General features: G+C 67.2%; 23 protein-coding genes and 1 tRNA gene. 13 read left to right on the forward strand and 11 right to left on the reverse strand.

Features of this window, described 5'->3' with window-relative positions:
- Positions 1 to 95: 95 nt before the first annotated feature.
- Both IB269_RS09015 and xdhC read right to left on the reverse strand, forming a co-directional pair.
- Positions 96 to 1,451, reverse strand: coding sequence for a urate hydroxylase PuuD (locus IB269_RS09015; RefSeq protein ID WP_192366984.1), 1,356 nt, complete (start codon positions 1,449 to 1,451; stop codon positions 96 to 98).
- 186 nt (positions 1,452 to 1,637) lie between these two features.
- Positions 1,638 to 2,522 (reverse strand): xanthine dehydrogenase accessory protein XdhC, encoded by an 885-nt coding sequence (xdhC, locus tag IB269_RS09020; RefSeq protein WP_034391120.1) that lies wholly within the window; start codon positions 2,520 to 2,522, stop codon positions 1,638 to 1,640.
- A gap of 130 nt (positions 2,523 to 2,652) precedes the next feature.
- Between xdhC and IB269_RS09025 the strand changes: the two genes are divergently transcribed.
- Positions 2,653 to 3,141 carry a hypothetical protein gene (locus tag IB269_RS09025; protein ID WP_065346741.1) on the forward strand — a complete coding sequence of 163 codons (489 nt, stop codon included), beginning with the start codon at positions 2,653 to 2,655 and terminating at the stop codon, positions 3,139 to 3,141.
- A 43-nt stretch (positions 3,142 to 3,184) separates the two neighbouring features.
- Here IB269_RS09025 and IB269_RS09030 read toward each other — a convergent pair whose 3' ends face one another.
- Positions 3,185 to 3,574, reverse strand: a complete 390-nt coding sequence (locus IB269_RS09030; protein ID WP_192366985.1) for a hypothetical protein — start codon at positions 3,572 to 3,574, stop codon at positions 3,185 to 3,187.
- A gap of 93 nt (positions 3,575 to 3,667) precedes the next feature.
- Here IB269_RS09030 and IB269_RS09035 point away from each other — a divergent pair, with 93 nt between their 5' ends.
- Positions 3,668 to 3,997: an Arc family DNA-binding protein gene (locus tag IB269_RS09035; RefSeq protein WP_012204047.1), complete on the forward strand. Its 330-nt coding sequence runs from the start codon at positions 3,668 to 3,670 to the stop codon at positions 3,995 to 3,997.
- Between the two features lie 65 nt (positions 3,998 to 4,062).
- On the opposite strand, the gene IB269_RS09040 is transcribed toward IB269_RS09035, so the two are convergent.
- Positions 4,063 to 4,647: a YSC84-related protein gene (locus IB269_RS09040; RefSeq protein WP_013803704.1), complete on the reverse strand. Its 585-nt coding sequence runs from the start codon at positions 4,645 to 4,647 to the stop codon at positions 4,063 to 4,065.
- A 318-nt stretch (positions 4,648 to 4,965) separates the two neighbouring features.
- Between IB269_RS09040 and IB269_RS09045 the strand changes: the two genes are divergently transcribed.
- Positions 4,966 to 5,355 carry a DoxX family protein gene (locus tag IB269_RS09045; protein WP_013803705.1) on the forward strand — a complete coding sequence of 130 codons (390 nt, stop codon included), beginning with the start codon at positions 4,966 to 4,968 and terminating at the stop codon, positions 5,353 to 5,355.
- A gap of 106 nt (positions 5,356 to 5,461) precedes the next feature.
- On the opposite strand, the gene uraH is transcribed toward IB269_RS09045, so the two are convergent.
- Entirely contained in the window at positions 5,462 to 5,812 is a 351-nt protein-coding gene (uraH, locus tag IB269_RS09050) for a hydroxyisourate hydrolase (RefSeq protein WP_012204044.1), read from the reverse strand.
- A 339-nt stretch (positions 5,813 to 6,151) separates the two neighbouring features.
- Here uraH and ggt point away from each other — a divergent pair, with 339 nt between their 5' ends.
- Positions 6,152 to 7,972, forward strand: a complete 1,821-nt coding sequence (gene ggt / locus IB269_RS09055) for a gamma-glutamyltransferase (RefSeq protein WP_192366986.1) — start codon at positions 6,152 to 6,154, stop codon at positions 7,970 to 7,972.
- 96 nt (positions 7,973 to 8,068) lie between these two features.
- Here the strand turns inward: ggt and glxR are convergent, their stop codons facing one another.
- The 3 genes from glxR to gcl form a co-directional block, all read right to left on the reverse strand.
- Complete coding sequence (gene glxR / locus IB269_RS09060; RefSeq protein ID WP_013803708.1) at positions 8,069 to 8,983, reverse strand: 2-hydroxy-3-oxopropionate reductase; 915 nt, start codon at positions 8,981 to 8,983, stop codon at positions 8,069 to 8,071.
- 50 nt (positions 8,984 to 9,033) lie between these two features.
- A complete protein-coding gene (gene hyi / locus IB269_RS09065; RefSeq protein ID WP_192366987.1) occupies positions 9,034 to 9,834 on the reverse strand; it encodes a hydroxypyruvate isomerase in 801 nt (266 codons plus the stop codon).
- Positions 9,835 to 10,075: 241 nt separating this feature from the next.
- Positions 10,076 to 11,866, reverse strand: coding sequence for a glyoxylate carboligase (gene gcl / locus IB269_RS09070; protein WP_012204040.1), 1,791 nt, complete (start codon positions 11,864 to 11,866; stop codon positions 10,076 to 10,078).
- A gap of 121 nt (positions 11,867 to 11,987) precedes the next feature.
- On the opposite strand from gcl, the gene IB269_RS09075 reads away from it, so the two are divergent.
- The gene (locus tag IB269_RS09075) at positions 11,988 to 12,905 is read left to right on the forward strand and encodes a LysR family transcriptional regulator (protein WP_013803709.1); all 918 of its coding nucleotides are present in this window, start codon (positions 11,988 to 11,990) and stop codon (positions 12,903 to 12,905) included.
- Between the two features lie 68 nt (positions 12,906 to 12,973).
- Here IB269_RS09075 and IB269_RS09080 read toward each other — a convergent pair whose 3' ends face one another.
- The 3 genes from IB269_RS09080 to IB269_RS09090 form a co-directional block, all read right to left on the reverse strand.
- On the reverse strand, positions 12,974 to 14,296 hold the full coding sequence (locus IB269_RS09080; RefSeq protein ID WP_192366988.1) for a glycerate kinase: 1,323 nt from the start codon (positions 14,294 to 14,296) through the stop codon (positions 12,974 to 12,976).
- A 104-nt stretch (positions 14,297 to 14,400) separates the two neighbouring features.
- Positions 14,401 to 15,381 carry a tripartite tricarboxylate transporter substrate binding protein gene (locus IB269_RS09085; RefSeq protein ID WP_192366989.1) on the reverse strand — a complete coding sequence of 327 codons (981 nt, stop codon included), beginning with the start codon at positions 15,379 to 15,381 and terminating at the stop codon, positions 14,401 to 14,403.
- 52 nt (positions 15,382 to 15,433) lie between these two features.
- Positions 15,434 to 16,540 (reverse strand): tartrate dehydrogenase, encoded by a 1,107-nt coding sequence (locus IB269_RS09090; protein WP_192366990.1) that lies wholly within the window; start codon positions 16,538 to 16,540, stop codon positions 15,434 to 15,436.
- Between the two features lie 124 nt (positions 16,541 to 16,664).
- Here IB269_RS09090 and IB269_RS09095 point away from each other — a divergent pair, with 124 nt between their 5' ends.
- From IB269_RS09095 to IB269_RS09130, 8 genes are all read left to right on the forward strand, one after another.
- Positions 16,665 to 17,588: a LysR family transcriptional regulator gene (locus tag IB269_RS09095; protein ID WP_192366991.1), complete on the forward strand. Its 924-nt coding sequence runs from the start codon at positions 16,665 to 16,667 to the stop codon at positions 17,586 to 17,588.
- Positions 17,589 to 17,674: 86 nt separating this feature from the next.
- Entirely contained in the window at positions 17,675 to 18,352 is a 678-nt protein-coding gene (locus IB269_RS09100; RefSeq protein ID WP_012204034.1) for a GntR family transcriptional regulator, read from the forward strand.
- Complete coding sequence (puuE, locus tag IB269_RS09105) at positions 18,349 to 19,305, forward strand: allantoinase PuuE (protein WP_141829561.1); 957 nt, start codon at positions 18,349 to 18,351, stop codon at positions 19,303 to 19,305. Before IB269_RS09100 ends, puuE begins: the two co-directional genes overlap by 4 nt.
- Before the next feature lie 6 nt (positions 19,306 to 19,311).
- The gene (uraD, locus tag IB269_RS09110) at positions 19,312 to 21,087 is read left to right on the forward strand and encodes a 2-oxo-4-hydroxy-4-carboxy-5-ureidoimidazoline decarboxylase (protein WP_013803715.1); all 1,776 of its coding nucleotides are present in this window, start codon (positions 19,312 to 19,314) and stop codon (positions 21,085 to 21,087) included.
- A complete protein-coding gene (locus tag IB269_RS09115; RefSeq protein ID WP_063326941.1) occupies positions 21,084 to 22,376 on the forward strand; it encodes a M20 family metallopeptidase in 1,293 nt (430 codons plus the stop codon). The genes uraD and IB269_RS09115 overlap by 4 nt, the downstream gene beginning before the upstream one ends.
- A gap of 371 nt (positions 22,377 to 22,747) precedes the next feature.
- The gene (locus tag IB269_RS09120) at positions 22,748 to 24,235 is read left to right on the forward strand and encodes a nucleobase:cation symporter-2 family protein (RefSeq protein ID WP_013803717.1); all 1,488 of its coding nucleotides are present in this window, start codon (positions 22,748 to 22,750) and stop codon (positions 24,233 to 24,235) included.
- A gap of 185 nt (positions 24,236 to 24,420) precedes the next feature.
- Positions 24,421 to 26,718, forward strand: coding sequence for an NADP-dependent malic enzyme (locus IB269_RS09125; RefSeq protein ID WP_071954638.1), 2,298 nt, complete (start codon positions 24,421 to 24,423; stop codon positions 26,716 to 26,718).
- Positions 26,719 to 26,818: 100 nt separating this feature from the next.
- Positions 26,819 to 26,906, forward strand: a tRNA-Ser gene (locus IB269_RS09130).
- The last annotated feature ends 36 nt before the right edge of the window (positions 26,907 to 26,942 follow it).

The raw sequence follows: 26,942 nt of genomic DNA on the forward strand, positions 1-26,942 counted from the left end.
CAGAAAGCCCGCAGGCTCTTGCGAGGCTGCGGGTTGGTGGCTGGCCGCCGAACGCTGACAGCAAACGCCGACAGCGTCTGGGCGCGGCCCAGCGATCAGTTCACCGATGCACCAGACTCGTACCAGCGCTTGACCATGCTGCGCTCGTCATCGTTCAGGGCACCCGGATTGCCAAAGGGCATCTTGCGCAGTTGCACCACCTGCTGGTAGATCTGCTGGGCGTGGGCCTTGACCTGCTCGGGCGAGTCCAGGCGCACATTCTTTTGCTGCAGGGCGGCACCGTGGCAGACCACGCAATGCTGCTGGAAGAAGGGCGCCATCTGGGCGTAGCCCACGGCGCCGTCGGCGGCGGGAGCAGCGGCCGCAACGGGTGCAGCAGCTTCGGCACCGGGCGCCGCCGTCGCAGCGGGCTCGGCACCAGCAGGCGCCTGCACGGCGGCGGGAGCCGCTGCAGGGGCTGCGGCAGGCGCAGACACAGGGGCGGCGGCAGGCGCAGACACAGGGGCGGCGGCAGGCGCCGGTGCAGGCTTGAGCCAGACGGCCGTGCCGATCAGCACCAGCACGCCCACCAAGGCGTAGGGCCAGGGATGGGCATTGCGGCCCAGCTTGAAGCCGTGGCGCATCACGAAGAACTGGCGGATGGCAGCGCCCGCGAACATCATCAGGATCAGCACCAGCCAGTTCAGCTCATGGCTGTACAGCCAGCCGTAGTGGTTGGACAGCATGGCGAACAGCACCGGCAGCGTGAAGTACGTGTTGTGCACGCTGCGCTGCTTGCCGCGCTTGCCGTGGATGGGGTCCACGGGCTGGCCTTCCTTAAGGGCCTTCACCACCGTGCGCTGGCCGGGGATGATCCAGAAGAACACGTTGGCGCTCATCGAGGTCGCCAGCATGGCGCCCATCAGCAGGAAGGCGGCCTGGCCCGGGAAGATGTGGCAGGCCAGGAAGGCCGCAATGCACACCAGCACCAGCACCATGGCGCCCACCGTGGCGTCGCCGTTCTTCTTCTGGCCGAAGACGCGGCAGATGCCGTCGTACAGCAGCCAGAACACGACCAGGAAGGCCAGGGCCGAGGCAATGGCCGCAGCCGAGCCCATGGCGTTGGGATCGGCCGGATTGACGAGGTAGATCTTGGCGTTCCACAGATACGACACCGTCAGCAGCGCAAAGCCGCTGAGCCAGGTGGTGTAGCTTTCCCAGTAGAACCAGTGCAGATGGTCCGGCAGCTTGGGCGGGGAGACATTGAACTTGACGGGGTGGTAGAACCCACCGCCGTGCACGGCCCAGAGTTCGCCGCTGACGCCCTGCTTCTTGAGGTCGTCATCGACAGGCGGCGTCAGGCTGCTGTCGAGGAAGACGAAATAGAAGGAGGAACCGACCCAGGCGATGGCCGTAATGACGTGGAGCCACCGCAACAGCAGGTTGGCCCAGTCGAGAATGTAGCTTTCCATAGCTCTCAACCTTGGCAGCGTGGGGGCCGCCGGTGTTCAACCTGCTCACCACTGCGGGCGCTCTGAGCAGAAGAAAAAGGCCGCGCACCCGGTAGATATACCGCCGGTGCACCGCTGCGACCATTTCGTAGACACAAAGTGTATGCAATTTTTCGACAGCCAGCCGGCTTGCGCGATATCAATTCACTAGAGATTTCCCTGATTCTGCGCGGGCGCGGCGCTGCGCCGCTGCAGCAGCTGCGCCGCCACGGCCACCGCGATCACTTCAGGCTCCTTGCCCTTGATGCCGGGCACGCCGATGGGGCAGGTCACATGGTCCAGCTCCGCATCGCTGAAGCCGCGCTCGCGCAGCCTGCGCCGGAAGGTGGCCCATTTGGTGGCGCTGCCGATCAGGCCCACATAGGGCAGGTCGCCGTGCTGGCGCTGGCGGCTCAGGCATTGGGCGACCACCTCCAGGTCCTCGGCATGGCTGAAGCTCATGATCAGCACCTGGGAGCCGGTGGGCAGATCGGCCACGGCGGACTGCACGGGATCGGAGTATTCACACTGCACGAGCTCGTGCTCCTCCTCGGGGAAGACCGAATCGCGGCTGTCCACCCACATCACGCGGTAGGGAAGATTGCACAGCAGGCGCACCAGCGCATGGCCGACGTGGCCTGCGCCGAACAGGGCCACGCAGTCGCGCGGCGGCTGCAGCCGCTCGCGCAGCATGTCCATGCGGCCCTGGGGCACCAGCACGAACCTCAGCATCACCACGCCGCCGCAGCACTGGCCCAGGCTGGGGCCCAGCGGATAGCGGTGCTGGTGCTCGGCGAGGGCGGGACCGGCCTGCCCAGGCTGTCCGGGCAATCCGGCCTGAAGCGCCGCGTCGCGCAGCAGGCTGCGCGCGCGGTCGATGGCGTCGAACTCCAGGTGCCCGCCGCCAATGGTGCCGGCCACGCGGTCGGCAAACACGGCCATCCAGGCGCCGCGCTCGCGCGGCACCGAGCCGCGCGACTCCATCACCTCGACCCAGCACAGCGGCCCCTGCGCAAGGCCCTGCTCGACTTTCTTGAACGTGTCACTCCACATGGGCGCACCTGACAGCCCGTCGTGGCGCCTGCGGGCTTCGTTGGAATTTGTTGCGGGATTTTCCGCTGCGGCACTTGAGTTTTGCGCTCCGACTGCCGGTGCCGCAGCGTTTCAGGATACGCTCGCAATCATGCCCGATTCCCCCGATTCCTCTCAGCACAGTTCCGTGCAAAAGCCACGTTCCGGCCGTCCCTGGCTGTGGGCGGGACTGATGGCCGCCATTGCCTCCCTGGTCACGGCCTGCAAGTCGCCACCCGGCCCCGGCCCGCGCCCCGACGAAGCCACCTCCAGCGCACAGCTGCAGTACCGCAAGGTGGCGGCCAACCATCTTTATGCCCGCAATGCCGAGCGCATCTACAAGGGCCAGTTGCCGCCCATGCTCTACGCGATCGGCGTGCTGCAGGTGCAGATCGACCGCAACGGCCAGGTCCAGCGCCTGCACTGGATGCGCGCGCCCAGCCATGCCCCCGAAGTGGTGAGCGAGATCGAGCGCCTGGTGCGCGCCGCCGCGCCCTTCCCCGCCCCGGCCGGCGCCGCCCGCATCACCTATACCGATACCTGGCTCTGGGACAAGTCCGGCCGCTTCCAGCTCGACACGCTGACCGAAGGCCAGCTCTGAGCCTCAGGCCGCCAAAGGCTGGCTCAGGCAGGTTCATGCCGGTTCAGGCAGATTCACGCGGCTGGCCGTCGGCAAAGCTCCTGGCGCTTCTGAGCAGGCAGGTCACGGCATAGAGCACCAGGTCATCCGGGGCGTCGTCGTTCACGCGGTCGATGACCTCGATGGCATAGCCCAGGTCCTGCGACATCTGCGGCAGCACGCCTGCCGCGCGGTCGCCGGCCTGCAGGCTGGCCACCGCCTGGTCAGCGCTGGCGTGGTAGCCGCGCAGCAAATCACGCGCGGCACACACCATGGCCGAGTCGGCGCGCTCTGCATGCAGCTCCAGCACGCCCAGGGCCGCGCCCATGTGGCACAGCGCATCGACCGCCAGCACCTCCTGGTGCTGTGGTGAGTATCTTCGGTGGCTGCGGCCCGATGGGTTGACTGTCTTCATGGCTCCCCTTGCGCGGGACCGTGCTGGTCCCGAAGCAACAATACCTTTCAGGTCCCTTGCAGTCAATACCTTTCCGGTCCATGATTGCCGGCGATGAAACAGACCGATCCTCAGTACAAGCTGCGCCTGCCGCAGGAACTCAAGGACCTCGTCGAGGAGGCAGCCAAGCGCACCGGCCGTTCCATGAACGCCGAAGTCGTGGCCCGGCTGCAGACCACGTTCGAGGCCCCTCTGCTCGGCCGCCTGTCGGCCGCGACGGACCCTGCGCTGGAATGCGAGGAGCCCGTGAGCATCTACGACATCAAGATGAGCGCCGAAGCCGTGGAGCGCATCGAAAAGCGCCTCGAACGCATAGAGCAGGCCGTGCTCCCGCCCGCTGCGCCGGGCAGCGCCAATGAAGACGGCGCCGCTGGCGCCGACTGAGACGACCGCACAAAGAAAAACCGGCCCGCAGGCCGGTTTCGTTCAAAGGCCCCTCAGGGCCTGGATCACTCGACCACCTTGGTGATCTTCGAGCCCTGCAGCGACACACCGGCTTCCAGGCCCGCATTGGTCAGCACATAGCTGGTCACGGGGCCCTGGGCGGTCGTGGTGTCCACGCTGCCATTGGCGCCCACCTTGCCTGCGGCCACTGTGGCATCGGCGCCCACGGACCAGCCCTCGCTGGCCAGGAACTTGTCGAGCGCTTCCTGGGTGTTGAACACATAGATCACAGCCTTGGACTGGCCACCGGCCTGCCAGCCCACCGAGGCGCCGGTCGTGCTGTAGTAGCCCTTGTTCTGGCCACCGACGCGCAGCACGCCGCGGCCATGCTCGACACCGATGACGAAGCTGCCGCCGATCACCGAGGGGAAGATCAGCACGCCCTTGGAGCGGGCCACCATTTCCTTGGAGCCTGGCGCCGTCTGGTACAGCCGCTCCAGCGCGGCGTTGGCTCGCGCATTGACGGTGGTGGCATCAGCGCGCGGCGCGGACTGGGTTTCCGGCTTGGTGGTGGTGCAGCCGACCATGGCAATGCTGCCGGCCGCCAGTGCAGTGGCCATCACGACGGTACGCAAAGAAAACTGACGCATGGGAAAACCTGCCTTTCTTGATTGGACGTTTTGGGGAGACCCCATCGGTTCATTGGATTGATCACCTTGCCTCCCGGTCCCGGGCACCCCTTCCAGTGCTCGCAAACCGTTTCCGAGACAGGCTGGGGATGATGCTAGGCGGCTTTGCGGTACTTGTGATGAGACATGTCACAAGTTGCGCCATAGGACTACAGGCCCGCAGGAAATGTCTGAAAATCCCGTGCCGGGCCGCCACAGCCGACACCGAAAGCGCGCTGATGCCAGAATGCACCCACAGCAACACCCGGCCCACCGGGCCTATCCACACCGAGGGAGTTCATGAAGTTCTGGAGCCACTTTCACCATCCCCAGGCAGCCATGGTGCTGCTGCGCGTCACGCTCGCGGTCCTGTTGCTTTTTCACGGCTGGGCCAAGCTGCGCTACGGCATAGGCAGCATCGAGCGCATGGTGGAGTCCACGGGCGCACCGGGCTGGCTGGCCTATGCGGTCTATCTGGGTGAGGTGGTGGCGCCGCTGCTGCTGCTGGTCGGCCTGTGGGTGGTGCCTGCGGCGCTGGTGATTGCGATCAACATGGTCGTGGCCTTTGCGCTGGTGCACACGGGCCAGGTGATGCAGCTGCACAGCTCGGGAGGCTGGGCGCTGGAGCTGCAGGCCTTCTTCTTCATCACGGCCCTGGTCGTGGCCATGGGGCATTCCAAGGGCAAGTAGCCTGCACGCTTGCTGGAGCCCCAAAAGCAACGGCCCGCAATGCGGGCCGTTCGTCGTTTCAGGTTTCACTCCAGGCCATCCCCCGACAGCCTGCCTGCAGCAGGGCTCAGGAGCCCCGGTACGTGGAATAGCTCCAGGGGCTGACCAGCAGGGGCACGTGGTAGTGCTGGTCGGCATGGGCCACGCCGAAGTCCAGGCTCACCTTGTTGAGGAAGTTGGGCTCGGGCAGTTGCACGCCACGGGCCTTGAAGTAGGCCGCCACGTCGAAGGTCAGGCGGTAGGTGCCGGTCCTGAGGCTGTTGTTGTCGAACAGCGGCGCATCGGTGCGGCCGTCGTGGTTGAGCACCAGGCTCTTGATCAGCGTGGCCTGGTCGCCATCGGTGGAATACAGCGCGACAGCCATGCCGGCTGCGGGGCAGCCGTTCATGGTGTCGAGGACGTGGGTGCTCAGGCCCATGGAAATCTCCTGTGCGGCGGGAGCTGGCCCGCCCGGTTGTCATTGGTTGGTCAATGCACGGAGCGCGGCGCGCGACAGCACTCGCGGCCCTGCCCTGCATTCGCAAAGTGTATACAGTTTTTGTACGCCCTTGAAGGGCGTTGCACGGCCAACGCCTAGGCAGATACCCGCACTTTGGGCGCCCGGGCCGGCGCGCGGGAAGGCTGCCGACGCCATGCTTCTACACTGTGGTCCGCCGCCGTCCTGGCCGCAGGACCCTCCGGCCGGCGCACACAGGGCGGCACAGGACGCGCGCTCTTTTTCCACTGTTCCACTGTTTCATCTGCCAAGGAGATACCGATGCAACTTCGCTCCCCCTTGCTTGCAACCAGCCTGGCGCTGGCCATTGCCAGCCTGGCCGCCTGCAGCAGCACGCAGCCGCCCGCGGCTTCGGCGGCGCCAACACCCGTGGCCGCAGCGCCTGCCCCGGCAGCGGCGCCCATCACGCAGAGCAACGCGGCCCAGGCCGCCAGCGCCGCCTATGACTTCGACATGGATGTGTTCCATCCCGTCGTGGGCAGGAGCGGCATGGTGGCCAGCGAGCAGGAGCTGGCCTCGCGCATCGGCCTGCAGATCCTGAAGTCCGGCGGCAATGCGGTGGACGCCGCCGTGGCCATGGGCTTTGCGCTGGCCGTGGCCCTGCCCAACGCAGGCAACATCGGCGGCGGCGGCTTCATGGTGGTGCATGACGCCAAGAGCGGCAAGAACATTGCGCTGGACTTCCGCGAGGTCGCGCCCTCCAAGGCCACGCGCGACATGTACGTGGGTGCGGATGGCAAGGTCATCGACGGCAAATCGCTCTACACCCACTACGCCGTGGGCGTGCCCGGCACCGTGGCCGGCATGGAGCATGCGCTGAAGAAATGGGGATCGCTGCCTTTGTCCACGGTGATTGCGCCGGCCGCAAAGCTAGCCGACAAGGGCTTTACGGTCAGCGAGACCCTGGCCAAGATCCTGGAACAGGAAAAGAAGAACATGGGCCAGTGGCCCGCCACCCAGGCCATCTTCTGGCGCAACGGCGAGCCCCTCAAGCGCGGCGACCGCCTGGTGCAAAAGGACCTGGCGCAGTCGCTGCGCCTGATCGGCCAGCAGGGCTCCAAGGTGTTCTACGAAGGCTCCATCGCCCGCAAGATCGCGGCCGAGATGGCGCCGCATGCAGGCGCCCTCTCGCTGCAGGACCTCAAGAGCTACAAGGTCGCCGAGCGCGAGCCTCTGCGCGGCACCTACCGCGGCTACGAGATCGTGACCATGCCGCCTCCGTCCTCCGGCGGCGCCCACCTGATCCAGATCCTCAACATGATGGAACGCTGGCCCATGAACCAGTGGGGCGTCAACAGCGCGCAGAGCATCCACTACATGGCGGAAAGCATGAAGCTGGCCTATGCCGACCGTGCCGAATACCTGGGTGATCCCGACTTCGTGACCGTGCCGCTCAAGGGCCTGACCTCCAAGCGCTATGCCGAGGCACTGGCCGCCGGCATCGACCCCTACCAGGCGCGCGCCGGCAAGGACATCCGGCCCGGCAAGCCCCAGCCCTACGAGAGCGACCAGACCACGCACTACTCGGTGGTGGACAAGGCGGGCAACGCCGTGGCCGTGACCTATACGCTGAACACCAACTTCGGCAGCGGCATCGTGGCCAAGGGCACGGGCATCCTGCTCAACAACGAGATGGACGATTTCTCGGCCAAGCCCGGCGTGGCCAACGCGTATGGACTGGTCGGCGGCGATGCCAATGCGGTGGCCGCAGGCAAGCGCCCGCTGTCGTCGATGACGCCGACCATGGTGCTCAAGGGCGGCAAGCCCGTTCTGGTCACCGGCAGCCCCGGCGGCGCACGCATCATCACCACCGTGCTGCAGACCGTGGTCAACACCATCGACTTCGGCATGAACCCGGCCGAGGCCGCCGCCACGCCGCGCTTTCACCACCAGTGGACGCCCGATGAGCTGCGCGTGGAAAAGGGCATCAGCCCCGACACCGTGGCCCTGCTCAAGTCGCGCGGCCACAACGTTGCCGTGAAGGCGTCGATGGGACGCACGCAGACCATCGAGCTGCGCGACGGCATGCTCTACGGCGCCTCCGACCCGCGCAACCCCGACGGGCAGACACTGGGATATTGAAGCAAGAAAAAGCCGCGCCCGTTGCCGAGCGCGGCTTTTCACAACAGGGCGGCGCAAGGCCGCCCTCCCACCAATCGCGTTGTCAGTTGCGCGGCATCAGGCCGGGACCTTCTGGCCGACCTCGAAGTTGGCCTGGATCTCCAGCGCACGCACCATGCCCGAGTGATCCCAGTTCGCGCCGCCGTGGGCCACGCAGCTGTTGAACAGCTCCTGGGCCTGGGCGGTGTTGGGCAGGGACACACCGAGCTGGCGCGCGCTGCTCAGGGCCAGGTTCAGGTCCTTCTGGTGCAGCGAGATGCGGAAGCCCGGATCGAACGTGCGCTTGATCATGCGCTCGGCATGCACTTCCAGGATCTTGGACGAGGCAAAGCCGCCCAGCAGCGCCTCGCGCACGCGGGCCGGGTCGGCACCGGCGCGCGATGCGAACAGCAGGGCCTCTGCCACCGCCTCGATGTTCAGCGCCACGATGATCTGGTTGGCTACCTTGGCGGTCTGGCCGTCGCCATTGCCGCCCACCAGGGTGATGTTCTTGCCCATGCGCTCGAACAGCGGCTTGACGCGCGCGAACACGTCCTCCGGGCCGCCGACCATGATCGACAGCGTTGCGTTCTTGGCGCCCACCTCGCCGCCGGAGACCGGCGCATCCAGGTACTGGGCGCCGATGGCCTCGATGCGGCGAGCGAAGTCCTTGGTGGCCACGGGCGAGATGGAGCTCATGTCCACCACCACCTTGCCGCTGCTGCCCTTGAGGCCGGCGGCCACCCCGTCCTCGCCGAACAGCACCTTCTCGACATCGGGCGTGTCGGGCAGCATCAGGAAGATGATGTCGGCCCGCTCGGCCACGCCGCGCGCGGTGGTGCACTGGGTGGCGCTGCTTTCGGCGATCTGCGCGGGGATCTTGCCCAGGGTGTTCACGAACAGCTGGTGGCCTGCCGTCAGAAGGTGGCCCGCCATGGGCGCGCCCATGATGCCCAGGCCCACGAAACCAAGCTTGAGAGAGGATGCATTCATGCTGTGTATTCCTTGTCGTTTTTGAAAAGCTGAAAAAACTTTGGCGGCGCTCAGGCGGCGACTGCCGCGCGCACGCTGGTTTGGGCGTCCAGCCAGCCCAGGCCAGATTCGGTATCGCGCGCGGGCTTGTACTCGCAGCCCACCCAGCCCTGGTAGCCGATGCGGTCCAGGTGCGCGAACAGGAAGGGGTAGTTGATCTCGCCCGTGCCCGGCTCGTTGCGGCCCGGGTTGTCGGCCAGCTGCACGTGGCCGATGCGCGCCAGGTGCTTTTGCAGCGTGGCCGCCAGTTCGCCCTCGGTGCGCTGCGCGTGGTAGATGTCGTACTGCACGAAGGCGTTGGGCGCGCCCACCTCGTCGAGGATGGACAGGGCCTCGTCCGTGCGGTTCAGGTAGAAGCCGGGAATGTCGAAGGGGTTGATGGGCTCGATCAGCAGGCGCAGATTGGCCGCGCTCAGCGCCGATGCGGCAAAGCGCAGGTTGTCCACGAAGGTGCGGCGCAGCAGCGCGGCATCGGCACCGGCAGGCGCCTTGCCGGCCAGGCAGTTGAGCTGGGGCACGCCCAGCGCATGGCCATAGGTCACGGCCTTGGCCACGCCGGCGCGGAACTCGTCCACGCGGTCGGGGTGGCAGGCAATGCCGCGCTCGCCCGCATCCCAGTCGCCGGCCGGCAGGTTGTGCAGCACGATCTGCAGGCCGTGGGCGTCCACGCGCTCCTTGATCTCTTCGACCGTATGGGCGTAGGGAAACAGGAATTCCACGGCCTCGAAGCCGGCGCGCGCCGCGCGCTCGAAGCGGTCGAGGAAGGGCACCTCGGTGAACAGCATGCTGAGGTTGGCAGCAAAACGGGGCATGTCAGAAGTCTCCGGTTGTCGTTTGGTGGGTTGGGAGCGGCAGGGCACGCAAGGCGCCCCGCCGGTAAAAATGCCCAAGGGGCAATGGAAATCGGAACCCCCGAGTGCCTGCACCGCCCGCAATGCAGGCATTGGCGCAGCGCCAGCCAGGGATGCCAGGCAAGGGCCGCCCCGCAGCGATGGCATCGTCCCCCTCCGAAGAGAGGGGGAAGCGGCGCGGCCGCCCAGGGGGTGCCTTGCTTCAATCCAGCAGGGCCAGGGCGCTGGGCACGTCGGCAGGCGCTGCGGCCAGGTCCTCGAACTCGATCACGTTGTCGATCTCGGCGCCCATGGAGATGTTGGTCACGCGCTCCAGGATGACCTCGACGACGACCGGCGTGCGGTGCTCTGCCATCCAGGCCTCGGCCTGTTGCATGGCGGGCGCGAAGTCCTCGGGACGGTGTACCCGGATCGCCTTGCAGCCCAGGCCCTCGACCACCTTGACGTGGTCCACGCCATAGCCCTTGGACTCTTCCTTGTCGTCGACATTGATGTTGTCGAAGGCCAGTTGCACGCAGTAGTCGATGGAGAAGGCGCGCTGCGCCTGGCGGATCAGGCCCAGGTAGCTGTTGTTGACCAGCACATGGATGTAGGGCAGCTTGAACTGCGCGCCCACGGCCAGCTCCTCGATCATGAACTGGAAGTCATAGTCGCCCGACAGCGCCACGATCTTGCGGGCCGGGTCGGCCACGCGCACGCCCAGGGCGGCCGGAACGGTCCAGCCCAGCGGGCCGGCCTGGCCGCAGTTGATCCAGTTGCGAGGCTTGTAGACATGCAGGAACTGCGCGCCGGCAATCTGCGACAGGCCGATGGTGGAGACGTAGCAGGTGTCCTTGTCCAGGCTGCGGTTCATGCACTGGTAGACGCGCTGCGGCTTCATGGGCACGTTGTCGAAATTGGTCTTGCGCAGGTACTCCACATTGTTCTTGCGGGCCTGGCATTCGGCCACCCAGCCGCTGCGGTCCTTCAGTCGGCCGGCCGCCTTCCACTCGCGCGCCACCTCGACGAAGAGCTTGAGCGCAGCGCCCGCATCCGAGACGATGCCGTAGTCGGGCGCGAACACGCGGCCGATCTGCGTGGGCTCGATGTCCACGTGCACGAACTTGCGGCCCTTGGTGTAGACCTCGACCGAGCCCGTGTGGCGGTTGGCCCAGCGGTTGCCGATGCCCAGCACGAAGTCCGAAGCCAGCATGGTGGCATTGCCGTAGCGGTGGCTGGTCTGCAGGCCGCACATGCCGGCCATCAGGCGGTGGTCGTCAGGGATGGTGCCCCAGCCCATCAGGGTGGGAATCACGGGCACGTCCAGCAGCTCGGCAAACTCCACCAGCAGCTCGGACGCATCGGCATTGATCACGCCGCCGCCCGAGACCAGCAGCGGACGCTCGGACTCGTTGAGCATGGCGATGGCCTTTTCCACCTGCTTGCGCGTGGCAGCCGGCTTGTAGACAGGCAGGGGCTCGTAGGTGTCGATGTCGAACTCGATCTCGGCCAGCTGCACGTCGATGGGCAGGTCGATTAGCACGGGGCCGGGGCGGCCCGAGCGCATCAGGTGGAAGGCCTGCTGGAAGGCGCGCGGCACCTGGGCCGGCTCCAGCACCGTGGTGGCCCACTTGGTCACGGTCTTGGCGATGGAGGCAATGTCCACGGCCTGGAAATCTTCCTTGTGCAGACGCGAGCGCGGCGCCTGGCCCGTGATGCAGAGAATCGGAATCGAATCCGCGCTGGCCGAGTACAGGCCCGTGATCATGTCCGTGCCGGCCGGGCCGCTGGTGCCGATGCACACGCCGATGTTGCCGGCCACGGCGCGGGTGTAGCCCTCGGCCATGTGGCTTGCGCCTTCGACGTGGCGCGCCAGGATGTGGCCGATGCCGCCATGGTCCTTGAGCGCTGCGTACAGCGGGTTGATGGCGGCACCGGGAACGCCGAATGCGACGGTCACGCCTTCTTTTTCCAGCACGCGGACTGCGGCTTCGATTGCTTTCATTTTTGCCATGGGAGGTCTCCTTCAAATTGGAGTCAACTCTAGGCAGACAGGCCGATTGGCGGAACGCCTGCGCAGACCATAAAATTTATTCCGCACAGGAATAACTACCAATGAAAAAGGAGACAGCGCCATGGACAGACTCGATGCCATGCACATGTTCGTGCGCGTGGTGGAGACCAGCAGCTTCACCAAGGTCGCGCACGAATTCGCCACCACCCAGCCCACGGTCACCAAGCAGATCGCAGCCATGGAAGCGCGCCTGAAGGTGCGCCTGCTCAACCGCAACACGCGCGGCGTGAGCCTGACCGAAGCGGGCGCGCTGTACTACGAGAAATGCAAGGCCATCGTCAACGACGTGGCCGAGGCCGACAAGGTGGTCCAGGTGCGCCAGACCCAGGTGCAGGGCCAGCTGCGCATTGGCAGCTCGGTGGCCTTTGGCAGGCGCGTGCTGATACCGCTGGCGCTGGAATTCATGGCGCACAACCCCCAGGTGCAGGTCGACCTGAGCTTCGAGGACCGCTACACCGACCTGGTGGCCAACGGCATCGACGTGGCCCTGCGCCTGGGCAAGCTGGCCGACTCCAGCCTGGGCGCACGCACGCTGGGCGTGAACCCCTGGGTGCTGGTGGCCTCGCCCACCTACCTGCGCAAGCGCGGCACGCCGCGCCGCCCCTCCGACCTCAAGGAACATGCCACGCTGATCTACAGCAGCGTGCAGGGCAACGACATCTGGCGCCTGCGCAACGCCAGCGGAGAGCCGGTCTCGGTGGCAGTCACGGGCCGGCTGCGCTCCAACAACCTCTCGGCCCTGCTGGCGGCCTCACGCTCGCACATGGGCATCGCCGCCCTGCCCCGCTACGTGGCCCACGATTCCCTGGAAGCCGGCCGCGTGGTCGAAGTCCTCAAGACCTGCCGCCTGCCCGAGCAGGAAATCCACGCCGTCTACCCCTCGCCGCGCCTGGTGCCGCAGAAGGTGCAGTCCTTCATCGCCTTCCTGCAGGGGCGGTTCGATGCCGAGTGGTGGGAGACGCTGCCGCGCGGGGCGTGAGCGCCTGAAACAAGTGGCCGGGCGCACGCCCCGGCCTCGAAAAACAACCACCCGGCAGGAGCAAAAACCTAGAGAACCAGAATCGCCCGGAAGTCATTGACATTGGTATGCGTAGGCCCGGTCACCACCAGATCCCCCAACGCATCAAAGAACCCATACGCATCATTGCGATCCAGATACTCGGCAATCCGCATGCCCTGGTCCTGTGCCCGCGCCAACGTATCCGGTGACACGCGCGCTCCCGCGTTGTCCTCTACGCCATCGATGCCATCGGTATCGGCCGCCAGCGCCCAGACCTTGTCCTGCCCCTGCAGGGCCTGGGCCAGGCCCATGCAGAACTCGCCCGCGCGCCCGCCGCGTCCCTTGGGCGTGCCGGCCGGGCGCTGCCGGATCGTGACCGTGGTCTCGCCGCCGGACAGGATCACGCAGGGCTTTGCAAACGGCTGGCCGTGGCGGGCCACGGCGCGCGCCAGGGCGGCGTGGACCTTGGCGACTTCGCGCGATTCGCCCTCGATCTCGTCGGACAGCACGTGGGTGCGCAGGCCTGCGGCCTCGGCCACGCGTGCGGCCGCCTCCAGCGAGTGCTGGGGCGTGGCGATCATGTGGACCTCGTGGCCCGCAAAGCGCGCGTCGCCGGGCTTGGGGGTTTCCAGCTCGCCCGCCTCCAGCGCGCGGCGCACGGATTCGGGCACGTCGATGCGGTAGCGCGCGAGGATGGCCAGCGCGTCGGCGCAGCTGCTGGCATCGGGCACGGTGGGGCCGCTGGCGATGATGGAGGGATCGTCGCCCGGCACATCGCTGATGGTCAGCGTGACCACGCGCGCGGGTGCGCAGGCCGCGCCCAGGCGCCCGCCCTTGATGCGCGACAGGTGCTTGCGCACGCAGTTCATCTCGCCGATGGCGGCACCGCTTTCCAGCAGGGCGCGGTTGATGCGCTGCTTTTCCTCCAGGTCGATGCCTTCGGCCGGCAGGGTCAGCAGGGCCGAGCCGCCGCCCGAGATCAGGCACAGCACGAGGTCGTCCTCGGTCAGCCCTTCGGTCAGCGCGAGGATGCGTTCGGCGGCGGCCAGGCCTGCCGCATCGGGCACGGGGTGGGCGGCCTCGACCACCTCGATGCGCTGCGCCAGTCCTTCGGGGCGCGGCGGGATGTGGTGGTAGCGCGTGACCACGAGGCCGGACAGCGGCGCGTCCGCCGGCCACAGCGCCTCCAGCGCCTGGGCCATGGAGCCGCCGGCCTTGCCCGCGCCCAGCACCAGGGTGCGGCCCTTGGGAGGCTTTGGCAGGCGTTGGGCCATGCTGTACAGGGGCTGCGCATCCTTGACCGCAGCGCGGTAGAGGTCGAGCAGAAAGGCTTGGGGATCGGTGAGGTGCAGGTCCGTGGTGCTGGTCATGGTGTGTTGTCTCCGCCGGGCATTATGGAATTTCCTGCACCGGCGGTGGCATGCGGTCAAGTCACAACTGATTCGCCCGGCCTCGTTCCTCGTGCCAACTCAACTCAATCCAGGGCCACCTTGGCATCCTTGACCAGCCTGGCGAAGCGGTCGGTGTCGTCGCGGATCTGGCGCGCCATCTGCTCGGGCGATCCGCCGATGGGCTCGGCGCCTATCTCTTCCATCTTCCTGCGGAACTGCGGCGACTCGATGATGCGGTTCATGTCCGCGCCCAGCCGCGCCAGTACCTCGCGGGGCGTGGCGGCCGGTGCCAGCACGCCGAACCAGGTGCCCATGTCGAAGCCCTTGAGCCCTGCCTCGTCCAGCGTGGGCACATCGGGCAGGGCCACCGAGCGCCGGGCCGTGGTCACGGCCAGCGCGCGCAGCTTGCCGGCCTTGATGTGGGGCAGCACGGGCGTGACGGTATCGAAGGACATGGCGATCTGCCCGCCCAGCAGGTCCGTGGTCAGCGGCCCGCTGCCCTTGTAGGGCACGTGCAGCAGCTCCACGCCGCCCATGGACTCGAACTGCGCGCCGATCAGGTGCTGGCCCGTGCCCGCGCCATTGGAGCCATAGGCCAGCTTGCCGGGCTGGGCGCGGGCCTGGGCCAGCAGCTCCTGCACGGTTTTGGCGGGCACCTGCGGATTGACCACCAGCACATTGGGGACCACGGCCACCACGGTGATGGGCGCCAGGTCCTTCTGGAAGTCATAGCCCAGCCTGCGGTAGACGCTGGTGGCAATGGTGTGGTGCACGGCGCCCATGAGCAGGGTGTAGCCGTCAGGTTTCGCCTTGGCCACATGGTCGGCGCCCAGGGTGGCGCCCGCGCCGGGGCGGTTTTCCACGACCACGGGCTGGCCCAGACTTTTGGACAGCTCCTGGCCCAGCGCACGTGCCAGCACATCGGTGGTACCGCCTGCGGGAAACGGCACGATGAGGTTGACGGGGCGCGATGGCCAGGCCTGGGCCCAGGCCGAAGACATGGCGGCTGGAATGGTGGCGGCGGCCAGCGCGCACGCGGCGGCAACCCTGGTGATGCGGTTCATGGCTTGTCTCCTGTCTGTTCTTTTGTGGGTTATCGGACCATGCAGCGCGCGCTCAGGCAGGCACGGGCACGGCCTGGGCCTCGGCGGTCTGCGCGCGCAGCCGTGCGCAGACCGCGTCGGTGACCTGCCTCGTGGTGGCCTTGCCGCCCAGGTCGCGCGTGTGCAGCGCGGCATCGGCCGTCACCTGCTCCACGGCCTGCATCAGCCGCTGCGCGGCGCGGTGCTCGCCCAGGTGCTCCAGCAGCATCACGCAGCTCCAGAAGGTTCCCACGGGATTGGCCAGGCCCTGGCCCATGATGTCGAAGGCCGATCCGTGGATGGGCTCGAACATGCTGGGATAGCGGCGCTCCGGGTCGATGTTGCCCGTGGGCGCAATGCCCAGGCTGCCGGCCAGCGCGGCCGCCAGGTCGCTGAGGATGTCGGCATGCAGGTTGGTGGCGACCAGGGTGTCCAGCGAGGCGGGGCGGTTGACCATGCGCGCCGTGGCCGCGTCCACCAGCTCCTTGTCCCAGCGCACGTCGGGGAACTCGGCGGCCACCTGCACCGCGATCTCGTCCCACATCACCATGGCATGGCGCTGGGCGTTGGACTTGGTGATCACCGTCAGCAGCTTGCGCGGCCGCGACTGCGCCAGGCGGAAGGCAAAGCGCATGATGCGCTCCACGCCCGCACGGGTCATCATGCTTACGTCGGTGGCCACCTCGATGGGATGGCCCTGGTGGGCGCGGCCGCCCACGCCCGCGTATTCGCCTTCGGAGTTCTCGCGCACGATGACCCAGTCCAGATCCTCGCGCGCGCAGCGCTTGAGCGGCGCATCGATGCCGGGCAGGATGCGCGTGGGCCGCACATTGGCGTACTGATCGAACCCCTGGCAGATCTTCAGGCGCAGGCCCCACAGCGTGACATGGTCGGGAATGTGCGGGTCGCCGGCCGAGCCGAACAGGATGGCGTCCTGGCCGCGCAGCGCGTCCAGCCCGTCGGCCGGCATCATCTCGCCGTGCGCGCGGTACCAGTCGCCGCCCCAGCCGAAACTGGTGAAGGCAAAGCCCAGGCCGGGCTGGGTTTCGGCCAGCGCCTGCAGCACCTCCTGCCCTGCGGGCACCACTTCCTTGCCGATGCCATCGCCGGGAATGCAGGCGATGCGGTATGTCTTTGTCATGAGGGCTCCTTGGATTGCGGTGGATGAAGCGCCATGCGGATCCATGGCCTTGTCCGTGAATCTATCGATGGAACAACGCCGCGCGCGCCTCTAGAGTGATGGCATCGTTCACTTTGATTCAACAATGAGCACACCCGTCTCAGCGCCATCGGAGATGGCCTTCTTCTGCCTGCTGGCCCGCAGCGCCAGCCTGTCGGCCACGGCCCGCGAGCTGGGCATCACCACGCCGGCGGCCAGCAAGCGCCTGTCCCAGATGGAGGCGCGGCTGGGCGTGCAGTTGGTCAGCCGCACGACGCGGCGCCTGGGCCTGACCGATGAGGGCCAGACCTACCTGGCCCATGCGCGGCGCATCCTGGACGACATTGCCGCCATGGATCAGGCCGTGGCCGGCATGCCCGGGCAGCCGCAGGGCCTGCTGCGCATCAATGCCACGCTGGGATTCGGGCGCAGCCATATCGCGCCGCTGATCGCCAGCTTCGTGCGCAGGCACCCGCAGATCCAGGTGCAGCTGCAGCTGTCGGCCTCGCCGCCGCCGTTGGTGGATGACAGCTTCGACCTGTGCATACGCTTTGGCGAACCGCCGGACGCGCGCGTCATCGCGCGGCGCCTGGCGCCCAACCGGCGGCTGCTGTGCGCGTCTGCCGCCTACCTGGCACGGCGCGGCACGCCGGCCACCCCGCGCGAGCTGATGCAGCACGACTGCATCGACATCCGTCAGGGCGACGACACCCACGGCGTCTGGCGCTTCACCCACAACGGCCCCGGCCGCAAGACCGAGGCCATCCGCCTGCGCGACAGCCTGAGCACCAACGATGGCGAGATCGCCGTGGGCTGGGCCCTGGCCGGCCTGGGCATCGTCATGCGCGCCGAATGGGATGTCGCCCGCTACCTGCGCAGTGGCCGCCTGGTACAGGTGCTGGCCGACCATGCCACGGCGCCGGCCGACATCCATGTGGTCTATCCGCAGCGGCATGCGGCAACCCAGCGCGTGCAGCGCTTTGTCGAGCACCTGGCACGGCACTTCGATACGGCCGCGCCCGGTTTCTGAAAAGGCATGCCGTATGCGGGGAAACGCCAATAAGCAGTAGACAGAAACTGTATACAACTCTTGTGACCAGCCGCTATGATGGCTGAATGGAGACTTCCACCACCAGTTTCATTGTCGAGAGCCTGACCCGGGCCATCGTCGAACACCGTCTTCTGCCCGGCACCAAGCTGGCCGAGCAGAAATTGGCAGACCATTTCGGCGTCTCGCGCACCCTGGTGCGCCAGGCGCTGTTCCAGCTGTCGCAAAACCGCCTGATCCGGCTTGAACCCGCGCGCGGTGCCTTCGTGGCCACGCCCTCGGTGGACGAGGCGCGCCAGGTCTTCGCCGTGCGCCGCATGCTCGAAGCCGAGATGGTGCGCGCCTTCATCGCCCAGAGCACGCCGGCCAAGATCCGCGCGCTGCGGCAGCACGTGGCGGCCGAGAAAAAGGCCATGGACGGCAACGACGTCGGCCAGCGTACCGAGCTGCTGGGCGACTTCCACGTGCGCATGGCCGAGCTCATGGGCAACGAGGTGCTGGCCCAGCTGCTGGGCGAGCTGATCTCGCGCTGCGCGCTGATCACGCTGATGTACCAGTCCAGCACGGCCGCCGAGCATTCCCATGACGAGCATGCCGAAATCGTCACTGCCTTGGCCGGCGGCGACGCCGACCACGCCGTGCAGCTCATGCAGCAGCACCTGGACCACGTGGAAGCCGGCCTGACCTTCGACCGCGACATGCCGACCAGCGATCTTTCGATGGCCCTTTCCTCCGTATCCGCATGACCTACGACGCCACTGCCCCCTATCCCCGCGACCTGATCGGCTACGGTCGCACGCCCCCCCACGCCCGCTGGCCAGGCCAGGCCCGCGTGGCCGTGCAGTTCGTCCTCAACTATGAAGAGGGCGGAGAGAACTGCGTGCTGCACGGCGACGCCGCCAGCGAGCAGTTCCTGTCCGAAATGTTCAACCCGGCCGCCTACCCCGAGCGCCACATGAGCATGGAAGGCATCTATGAATACGGCTCGCGCGCAGGCGTCTGGCGCATCCTGCGCGAGTTCGAGAAGCGCGGCCTGCCGCTGACCGTGTTCGGCGTGGCCACGGCCCTGCAAAAGCACCGCGAGCTGGCCCAGGCCTTCGACGAGCTGGGCCATGAAGTGGCCTGCCACGGCCTCAAGTGGATCCACTACCAGGGCGTGCCCGCCGATGTGGAGCGCGCCCACATGCAGCAGTGCATGGAGATCTTCGGCGAGCTGTACGGCCACGATGGCGACCACGGCCTGGGCTGGTACACGGGCCGCGACAGCCCCAACACCCACCGCCTGGTGGCCGACGACGGCCGCTTCGCCTACGACAGCGACTACTACGGCGACGACCTGCCCTTCTGGATGAAGGTCGGTAAGAGCGACGGCAGCACCCGCAGCCAGCTCATCGTGCCCTACACGCTGGACTGCAACGACATGCGCTTCGCCCTGCCCCAGGGCTACTCGCACGCCGACCCGTTCTTCCAATACCTGAAGGACACGTTCGACGCCCTCTACGCCGAGGGCGATCCGGCCGGCGATGACTCCCCCAAGATGATGAGCATTGGCATGCACTGCCGCCTGCTGGGCCGCCCCGGCCGCATCACGGCACTGCAGCGCTTTCTGGACCACATTCAGCGGCACGACAAGGTCTGGGTCTGCCGCCGCATCGACCTCGCGCGCCACTGGGCGCACCACCATCCCGACAAGGAATAACGCAGCATGGCTCTGACGCTGGAACAACTCAATGCCGCCGACCTGGCCACCGCCGCCAGTCTGCTGGACGGCCTCTACGAACACTCGCCCTGGATTGCCGAGGCCGCGCTGGCCCAGCGCCCCTTCCGCTCGCTGGCACAGATCAAGTACGCCATGGCCCAGGTGCTGGACAAGGCGCCGGTGCAGGCCAAGCTCGACCTGATCCGCGCCCACCCGGAGCTGGCCGGCAAGGCCATGGAGACCAACACGCTCACGGCCGAATCCACCAACGAGCAGAACAAGGCCGGCCTGACCCGCTGCACGCCCGAGGAGCTGGAGCACATCCGCAAGCTCAACGCCGAGTACGGCAAGCGCTTCGGCTTTCCCTTCATCCTGGCCGTGCGCGGTCCGCGCGGCGCGGGCCTGGCCAAGGCCGAGATCATCGAGACCTTCGAGCGCCGCCTGCACAACCACCCCGACTTCGAGCTGGGCGAGGCGCTGCGCAACATCCACCGCATTGCCGAGATCCGCCTGAACGACAAGTTCGGCTATACGCCCGAGCTGGGCAACGATGTCTGGGACTGGCAGGAAAAGCTGGCCCAGCACAGCGACCCGGGATATGCCGAAAAGGGCCAGCTCACCGTCACCTACCTGACCGATGCCCACCGCGCCTGCGCCCAGCGCATCAGCCACTGGATGCGCGACTGCGGCTTCGACGAGGTCGAGATCGACGCCGTGGGCAACGTCGTGGGCCGCTACAAGGCGGCCACCGAGGACGCCAAGACCCTGCTGACCGGCAGCCACTACGACACCGTGCGCAACGGCGGCAAGTACGACGGCCGCCTGGGCATCTTCGTGCCCATGGCCTGCGTGCGCGAGCTGCACCGCCAGGGCAAGCGCCTGCCGTTCCACATCGAGGTCGTGGGCTTTTCCGAAGAGGAAGGCCAGCGCTACAAGGCCACCTTCCTGGGCTCGGGCGCACTGATCGGCGACTTCAAGCAGGAATGGCTGGAGCAAAAGGACGCCGATGGCATCACCCTGCGCGAGGCCATGCAGCACGCCGGCCTGTGCATTGACGACATTCCGAAGCTGCAGCGCGATCCGGCCCGCTACCTGGGCTTCATCGAAGTGCACATCGAACAGGGCCCGGTGCTCAACGAGCTGGACATCCCGCTGGGCATCGTCACCTCCATCAACGGCAGCGCGCGCTACATCTGCGAGATGATCGGCATGGCCAGCCACGCCGGCACCACGCCCATGGACCGCCGCCGCGATGCCGCCTGCGGCGTGGCCGAGCTGGCGCTGTACATCGAAAAGCGCGCCGCGCGCGACGGCACCTCGGTGGCCACCATGGGCCAGCTCAATGTGCCCAGCGGCTCGGTAAACGTGGTTCCCGGCCGCTGCCAGTTCAGCCTGGACCTGCGCGCGCCCACCAACGAGCAGCGCGACGCCATGGTGGCCGACATCCTGGCCGAGATCGAGGCCATCGCCCAGCGCCGTGGCCTGCGCTACAGCACCGAGCTGGCCATGAAGGCCGCCGCCGCTCCCAGCGCCCCCGAATGGCAGCAGCGCTGGGAAGCCGCCGTGGACGCCCTGGGCGTGCCCCTGTACCGCATGCCCAGCGGCGCCGGCCACGACGCCATGAAGCTGCACGAAATCATGCCCCAGGCCATGCTGTTCGTGCGCGGCCTGAACGCCGGCATCAGCCACAACCCGCTGGAAAGCTCCACCGCCGACGACATGCAACTGTCCGTCGATGCCTTCTCCCACGTACTGAACCAGCTGGCCCAAGAGCAGCAATGACCGACATGAACCAAGACAAGCAAGCCACCTACGCCGCCCTGGACGCCTGGATCGACCAGCATTTCGATGAAGAGGTGCAATTCCTGCAGGCCCTGGTCCAGGTTCCGACCGACACCCCGCCCGGCAACAACGCACCCCACGCCGAGCGCACGGCCGAGCTGCTCAAGACCCTGGGCTACGAGGCCGAGAAGCACACCGTGCCCGAGGCCGACGTCAAGGCCTACGGCATGGAGTCCATCACCAACCTGATCGTGCGCCGCCCCTACGGCAGCGCAGGTGACGCCGGCGGCGGCCTGACCATCGCGCTGAACGCCCACGGCGACGTGGTGCCGCCCGGTGAGGGCTGGACCCAGGACCCGTATGGCGCCGCCATCGAGGACGGCAAGCTCTACGGCCGCGCCGCCGCCGTGAGCAAGAGCGACTTCGCCACCTTCACCTACGCCGTGCGTGCGCTCGAAGCCGTGGCCCGGCCCTCCAAGGGCGCGGTGGAACTGCACTTCACCTATGACGAGGAGTTCGGCGGCATCCTGGGCCCCGGCTGGCTGCTGGCCAACAACCTCACCAAGCCCGACCTCATGGTCGCGGCCGGCTTCAGCTACGAAGTCGTCACCGCCCACAACGGCTGCCTGCAGATGGAAGTGACCGTGCAGGGCAAGATGGCCCACGCCGCCGTGCCCCACACGGGCGTGGACGCGCTGCAGGCCGCCGTGGTGCTGATGAACGCGCTGTACGCCGAGAACACCAAGTACCAGCAGGTGACCTCCAAGGTGCCGGGCATCAAGCACCCCTACCTGAACATCGGCCGCATCGAAGGCGGCACCAACACCAACGTGGTGCCCGGCAAGGTCGTGCTCAAGATCGACCGCCGCATGATCCCCGAGGAGAACCCGGCCGAGGTCGAGGCCAGCATCCGCGCCGTCATCGCCCAGGCCATTGCCGACTTCAACGCCAAGGGCGGCTACACGGGCGAGGATGCCGTGCGCGTGGACATCAAGCGCCTGCTGCTGGCCAATGCCATGACGCCGCTGGCGGGCAACAAGCCCCTGGTGGACGCCATCCAGGCCCATGGCGAAGCCGTGTTCGGCGAAAAGCCCCCGGCCGTGGGCACGCCGCTGTACACCGACGTGCGCCTGTACGTGGAGCGCGGCATTCCCGGCGTGATCTACGGCGCCGGCCCGCGCACCGTGCTGGAATCCCACGCCAAGCGCGCCGACGAGCGCCTGGTGCTGGAGGACCTGCGCCGCGCCACCAAGGTCATTGCGCGCATGCTGTGCGACCTCACGGCCTGACCGCCTGACGGCCCGCATCAAGGCCTGACACCCAAGCCCGGCGCCGCCGGGCTTTTTTGCGCCCGGGCACCGCATCGGGGCGCATGCACTGCCGCAGCCCATGCCGTGCGCCAGAGCCGCGCGGTAGCGGCCGCCAGGCACCAGCACGGTGCCTGGTGCTTGCCAGGCGGCTGGCATCCATCTTGCAATGCACCATGGCACTCCCGCCCTGGCAGGCGATGCGCACCAAAACGGGTTGGCGCGACTGCCGCAACAGGGTTTACCGGGAGCAGAAATTTCCCATGATCTGTATACACTTTTTGTATGGATGTTGGCGCCGAACCCTGCCACGCCGGCGTCCGTTCCCATAAATCCCGAGGAGACAAATCCCCATGCAATCTTCCGTTCATCCCGTCGATGAGATGCTGCCCGCAGGCAAGCTCACGGCGCTGGGCCTGCAGCACGTTCTCGTGATGTATGCGGGCGCCGTGGCCGTGCCCCTGATCGTCGGCCGCGCACTCAACCTGCCGCCCGAGCAGGTGGCCCACCTGATCTCGGCCGACCTGTTTTGCTGCGGCCTGATCACGCTGATCCAGGCCATGGGCGCCACCCAGTGGTTCGGCATCAAGCTGCCCGTGATGATGGGCGTGACCTTCGCCAGCGTGGCGCCCATGGTGTCCATGGCGCAAAGCACGGGCGGCTCGGCGGGGGCGGGGCTGATCTTCGGCTCGGTGATCGGGGCGGGGATCGTGTCCATCCTCATCGCCCCGCTGATCAGCCGCATGCTGCGCTTTTTCCCGCCCGTGGTGACCGGCACCATCATTGCCGTCATCGGCATCAGCCTGATGCGCGTGGGCGTGAACTGGATCTTCGGCAACCCCGTCGGCCCCACCGCGCCCAGCGTACCCAACCCCGAGCACCTGAAATGGCTGGCCGACGCCCAGGCCACGGCCGGCGCACCGGGCTCCTCGCTGCCGCCCGTGCCCAAGGGCTTCGCGGTCGTGCCCACCATTCCCAACCCCAAGTACGGCGACCTGACCGGCGTGGGCATCTCGGCCATCGTGCTGCTGTCCATCCTGCTGATCGCGCGCTTTGCCAAGGGCTTCCTGGCCAACGTCTCGGTGCTCATGGGCATCCTGATCGGCGGCGTGCTGTCCGTGGCCATGGGCCTGATGGACTTCAGCAAGGTCGCCAAGGCCGAATGGTTCACGATGGTGCTGCCCTTCGAGATCGCCACGCCGGTGTTCGACCCCATCCTCATCCTCACCATGAGCCTGGTGATGGTGGTGGTGATGATCGAGTCCACCGGCATGTTCCTGGCCCTGGGCGACATGACCGATCGCAAGATCAGCCAGGACGAGCTGACGCGCGGCCTGCGCACCGACGGCCTGGGCACGCTGATCGGCGGCATCTTCAACACCTTCCCCTACACCAGCTTCTCGCAGAACGTGGGCCTGGTCGCCGTCACCGGCGTCAAGAGCCGCTGGGTCTGCGTGGCCGGCGGCGTGATCCTGATCGTGCTGGGCGTGCTGCCCAAGATGGGTGCCCTGGTCGAGTCCCTGCCCACCGTGGTGCTGGGCGGCGCGGGCCTGGTGATGTTCGGCATGGTGGCCTCCACCGGCATCCGCATCCTGAGCAATGTGGATTTCCAGACCAACCGCAACAACGCCATGATCGTCGCCGTGTCCATCGGCGTGGGCATGATTCCGCTGGTGGCGCCGAATTTCCGCCAATGGATGCCCCACGGCATTCATCCATTGATCGAATCCGGTATCCTGCTGGCCTCGATTACCGCGGTGGCATTGAACATTTTCTTCAACGGAGCCAGCAGCGATACCTCTGCTGCCGTCCGGGCCGCACGCCAGGCAGACGCCCACTGATGAAACAGTGCCCGCCCTGGCGGGCACGCCCAACAATCGCCCGGCCTACCCGCCGGGCTGTGCGCCCCCTGCCGTCCATAGGCGCCAGGGGGCTTGTTGTCGAAATCCCTGAGGCAAAACTGTCCTGACCCTCATAGGCTGTAGCTATCCGGTAAGCTCCGAGAGCATTTGCAGAGAATTCCTGTATGACCCAAAACCTGTCCAACGCCGAACAAGCCCTGCGCGACGCAGCCCGCGAATACCATCGCAGCCCCAACAAGGGCAAGATCTCCGTCACGCCCACCAAGCCCTTGTCCAACCAGCGCGACCTGTCGCTGGCCTATTCGCCCGGCGTGGCCTACCCCTGCCTGGACATCCAGGCCGACCCCTCGCTGGCCGCCGAATACACGGCGCGCGGCAACCTGGTCGGCGTCATCACCAACGGCACGGCCGTGCTGGGCCTGGGTGACATCGGCCCGCTGGCCGGCAAGCCGGTGATGGAGGGCAAGGGCTGCCTGTTCAAGAAGTTCGCCGGCGTCGACGTGTTCGACATCGAACTGGCCGAGCGCGATCCGGACAAGCTGATCGACATCATCGCCTCGCTCGAGCCCACGCTGGGCGGCATCAACCTTGAGGACATCAAGGCGCCCGAGTGCTTCTACATCGAGCAGGAGCTGTCCAAGCGCATGAACATCCCCGTGTTCCATGACGACCAGCACGGCACGGCCATCATCTCCAGCGCCGCCCTGCTCAACGGGCTGGAGCTGGTGGACAAGCAGATCGGCAACGTCAAGATCGCCGTCTCCGGCGCCGGCGCCGCTGCCATCGCCTGCGTGAACGTGATGGTGGGCCTGGGCGTCAAGCGCGAAAACGTCTTCATGTGCGACTCCAAGGGCGTGATCTACGAAGGCCGCCCCGGTGGCCTGGACGCCTCCAAGGCCCAGTACGCGCAAAAGACGGACGCCCGCACCCTGGCTGATGCCGTCAAGGATGCCGACGTCTTCCTGGGCTGCTCGGCTCCCGGCGTGCTCACTGCCGACATGGTCAAGACCATGGCCGACAAGCCCATCATCCTGGCCCTGGCCAACCCCGAACCCGAGATCCGCCCCGAGCTGGCCAAGGCCGTACGCCCGGACTGCATCATGGCCACGGGCCGCTCGGACTACCCCAACCAGGTCAACAACGTCCTGTGCTTCCCCTACATCTTCCGTGGCGCGCTGGACTGCGGCGCCACCAAGATCACCGAAGCCATGAAGCTGGCCTGCGTGCGCGAAATCGCCGCACTGGCCAAGCAGGACGTCAGCGATGAGGTCGCCGCCGCCTACCAGGGCAAGGAGCTGAAGTTCGGCCCCGACTACCTGATCCCCACGCCCTTCGACACCCGCCTGATCCTGCGCATCGCGCCGGCCGTGGCCAAGGCTGCCGAAGAGTCCGGCGTCGCCACCCGCCCCATCGCCGACTACGACGCCTACCGCGAGAGCCTGACCCGCTTCGTCTACCAGACCAGCATGTTCATGCGTCCGGTGTTCGCCGCTGCCAAGGCCAACCAGCAGCGCGTGGCCTATGCCGAAGGCGAAGACGAGCGCGTGCTGCGCGCCGCCCAGGTCGCCGTCGATGACGGCCTGGCCAAGCCCATCCTGATCGGCCGCCCCGCCGTGATCGAGGCCCGCATCGCCAAGGCCGGCCTGCGCCTGGTGCTGGGCAAGGACGTGGAGATCTGCAACCCCGAGGACGATCCGCGCTTCCGCCAGTACTGGGAAACCTACCACCGCCTGATGGGCCGCAACGGCGTCACGCCCGAGACCGCCAAGGCCGCCGTGCGCCGCTCCAACACGCTGATCGCCGCGCTCATGGTCCACCTGGGCGATGCCGACGCCATGCTCTGCGGCCTGGTCGGCAAGTTCGACAGCCACCTGGCCCATGTGCGCGACGTGCTCGGCCTCAAGCAAGGCGCTGGCGAGTTCGCCACCGTCAACGCCGTGATGCTGGACAGCGGCACGCTGTTCATCGCCGACACCTACATCAACGAGGCGCCCAACGCCACCGAGCTGGCCGACATCGCCCGCCTGGCGGCCGAGGAAGTGGCCCGCTTCGGCCTGCCGCCCAAGGTGGCCTTCCTGTCGCACAGCAACTACGGCTCGTCCAGCCGCCCCTCGGCGCTGAAGATGCGCGCCGCGCGCGACCTGTTCGCCGCCGCCAACCCCGACGTGGAATGCGATGGCGAAATGCACGGCGACTCCGCCCTGTCCGAAGCCATCCGCGACCGCGCCCTGCTCGAGTCCTCGCTGCACGGCGAGGCCAACGTGCTGATCTGCCCCAACCTCGACGCCGCGAACATCCTGTTCAACGTGCTCAAGACCACGGGCGGCCACGGCACGACCATCGGCCCCATCCTGCTGGGCGGCGCTGCCGCAGCCCATGTGCTGACCCCCTCCGCCACCGTGCGCCGCGTGGTCAACATGACGGCCCTGGCCGCAGCCCAGGCCATCGCTGCCCGCGGCTGATCCGCGCCGCACCCAAAAAAGGCGCCCCTTCACAGGGGCGTTTTTTTACGCCCCCTGCCCCGGCAGGAGCGGCATAAGCCCGGCTAGAATACGCAGCTTCGGAGACTTGGGTGAGCGGTTTAAACCAGCAGTCTTGAAAACTGCCGACGGGCAACCGTCCGTGAGTTCGAATCTCACAGTCTCCGCCAGATTCAGATGATCAGAAACAAAGCGCCTGCCCAGGC

The organism is Delftia sp. DLF01 (genome assembly GCF_014852125.1).
GTDB lineage: Bacteria > Pseudomonadota > Gammaproteobacteria > Burkholderiales > Burkholderiaceae_C > Comamonas > Comamonas acidovorans.

Bases quoted from the DNA above. Each gene is read 5' to 3' on its own strand.
- IB269_RS09090 (WP_192366990.1), bottom strand. From the start codon at position 16,540: ATGACAAAGACATACCGCATCGCCTGCATTCCCGGCGATGGCATCGGC.
- xdhC (WP_034391120.1), bottom strand. From the start codon at position 2,522: ATGTGGAGTGACACGTTCAAGAAAGTCGAGCAGGGCCTTGCGCAGGGG.
- IB269_RS09095 (WP_192366991.1), top strand. From the start codon at position 16,665: ATGAGCACACCCGTCTCAGCGCCATCGGAGATGGCCTTCTTCTGCCTG.
- IB269_RS09100 (WP_012204034.1), top strand. From the start codon at position 17,675: ATGGAGACTTCCACCACCAGTTTCATTGTCGAGAGCCTGACCCGGGCC.
- IB269_RS09035 (WP_012204047.1), top strand. From the start codon at position 3,668: ATGAAACAGACCGATCCTCAGTACAAGCTGCGCCTGCCGCAGGAACTC.
- IB269_RS09015 (WP_192366984.1), bottom strand. From the start codon at position 1,451: ATGGAAAGCTACATTCTCGACTGGGCCAACCTGCTGTTGCGGTGGCTC.
- glxR (WP_013803708.1), bottom strand. From the start codon at position 8,983: ATGAATGCATCCTCTCTCAAGCTTGGTTTCGTGGGCCTGGGCATCATG.
- IB269_RS09075 (WP_013803709.1), top strand. From the start codon at position 11,988: ATGGACAGACTCGATGCCATGCACATGTTCGTGCGCGTGGTGGAGACC.
- IB269_RS09080 (WP_192366988.1), bottom strand. From the start codon at position 14,296: ATGACCAGCACCACGGACCTGCACCTCACCGATCCCCAAGCCTTTCTG.
- IB269_RS09115 (WP_063326941.1), top strand. From the start codon at position 21,084: ATGACCGACATGAACCAAGACAAGCAAGCCACCTACGCCGCCCTGGAC.
- puuE (WP_141829561.1), top strand. From the start codon at position 18,349: ATGACCTACGACGCCACTGCCCCCTATCCCCGCGACCTGATCGGCTAC.
- IB269_RS09025 (WP_065346741.1), top strand. From the start codon at position 2,653: ATGCCCGATTCCCCCGATTCCTCTCAGCACAGTTCCGTGCAAAAGCCA.
- IB269_RS09125 (WP_071954638.1), top strand. From the start codon at position 24,421: ATGACCCAAAACCTGTCCAACGCCGAACAAGCCCTGCGCGACGCAGCC.
- IB269_RS09085 (WP_192366989.1), bottom strand. From the start codon at position 15,381: ATGAACCGCATCACCAGGGTTGCCGCCGCGTGCGCGCTGGCCGCCGCC.
- IB269_RS09045 (WP_013803705.1), top strand. From the start codon at position 4,966: ATGAAGTTCTGGAGCCACTTTCACCATCCCCAGGCAGCCATGGTGCTG.
- ggt (WP_192366986.1), top strand. From the start codon at position 6,152: ATGCAACTTCGCTCCCCCTTGCTTGCAACCAGCCTGGCGCTGGCCATT.
- hyi (WP_192366987.1), bottom strand. From the start codon at position 9,834: ATGCCCCGTTTTGCTGCCAACCTCAGCATGCTGTTCACCGAGGTGCCC.
- gcl (WP_012204040.1), bottom strand. From the start codon at position 11,866: ATGGCAAAAATGAAAGCAATCGAAGCCGCAGTCCGCGTGCTGGAAAAA.
- uraH (WP_012204044.1), bottom strand. From the start codon at position 5,812: ATGGGCCTGAGCACCCACGTCCTCGACACCATGAACGGCTGCCCCGCA.
- IB269_RS09120 (WP_013803717.1), top strand. From the start codon at position 22,748: ATGCAATCTTCCGTTCATCCCGTCGATGAGATGCTGCCCGCAGGCAAG.
- IB269_RS09030 (WP_192366985.1), bottom strand. From the start codon at position 3,574: ATGAAGACAGTCAACCCATCGGGCCGCAGCCACCGAAGATACTCACCA.
- IB269_RS09040 (WP_013803704.1), bottom strand. From the start codon at position 4,647: ATGCGTCAGTTTTCTTTGCGTACCGTCGTGATGGCCACTGCACTGGCG.
- uraD (WP_013803715.1), top strand. From the start codon at position 19,312: ATGGCTCTGACGCTGGAACAACTCAATGCCGCCGACCTGGCCACCGCC.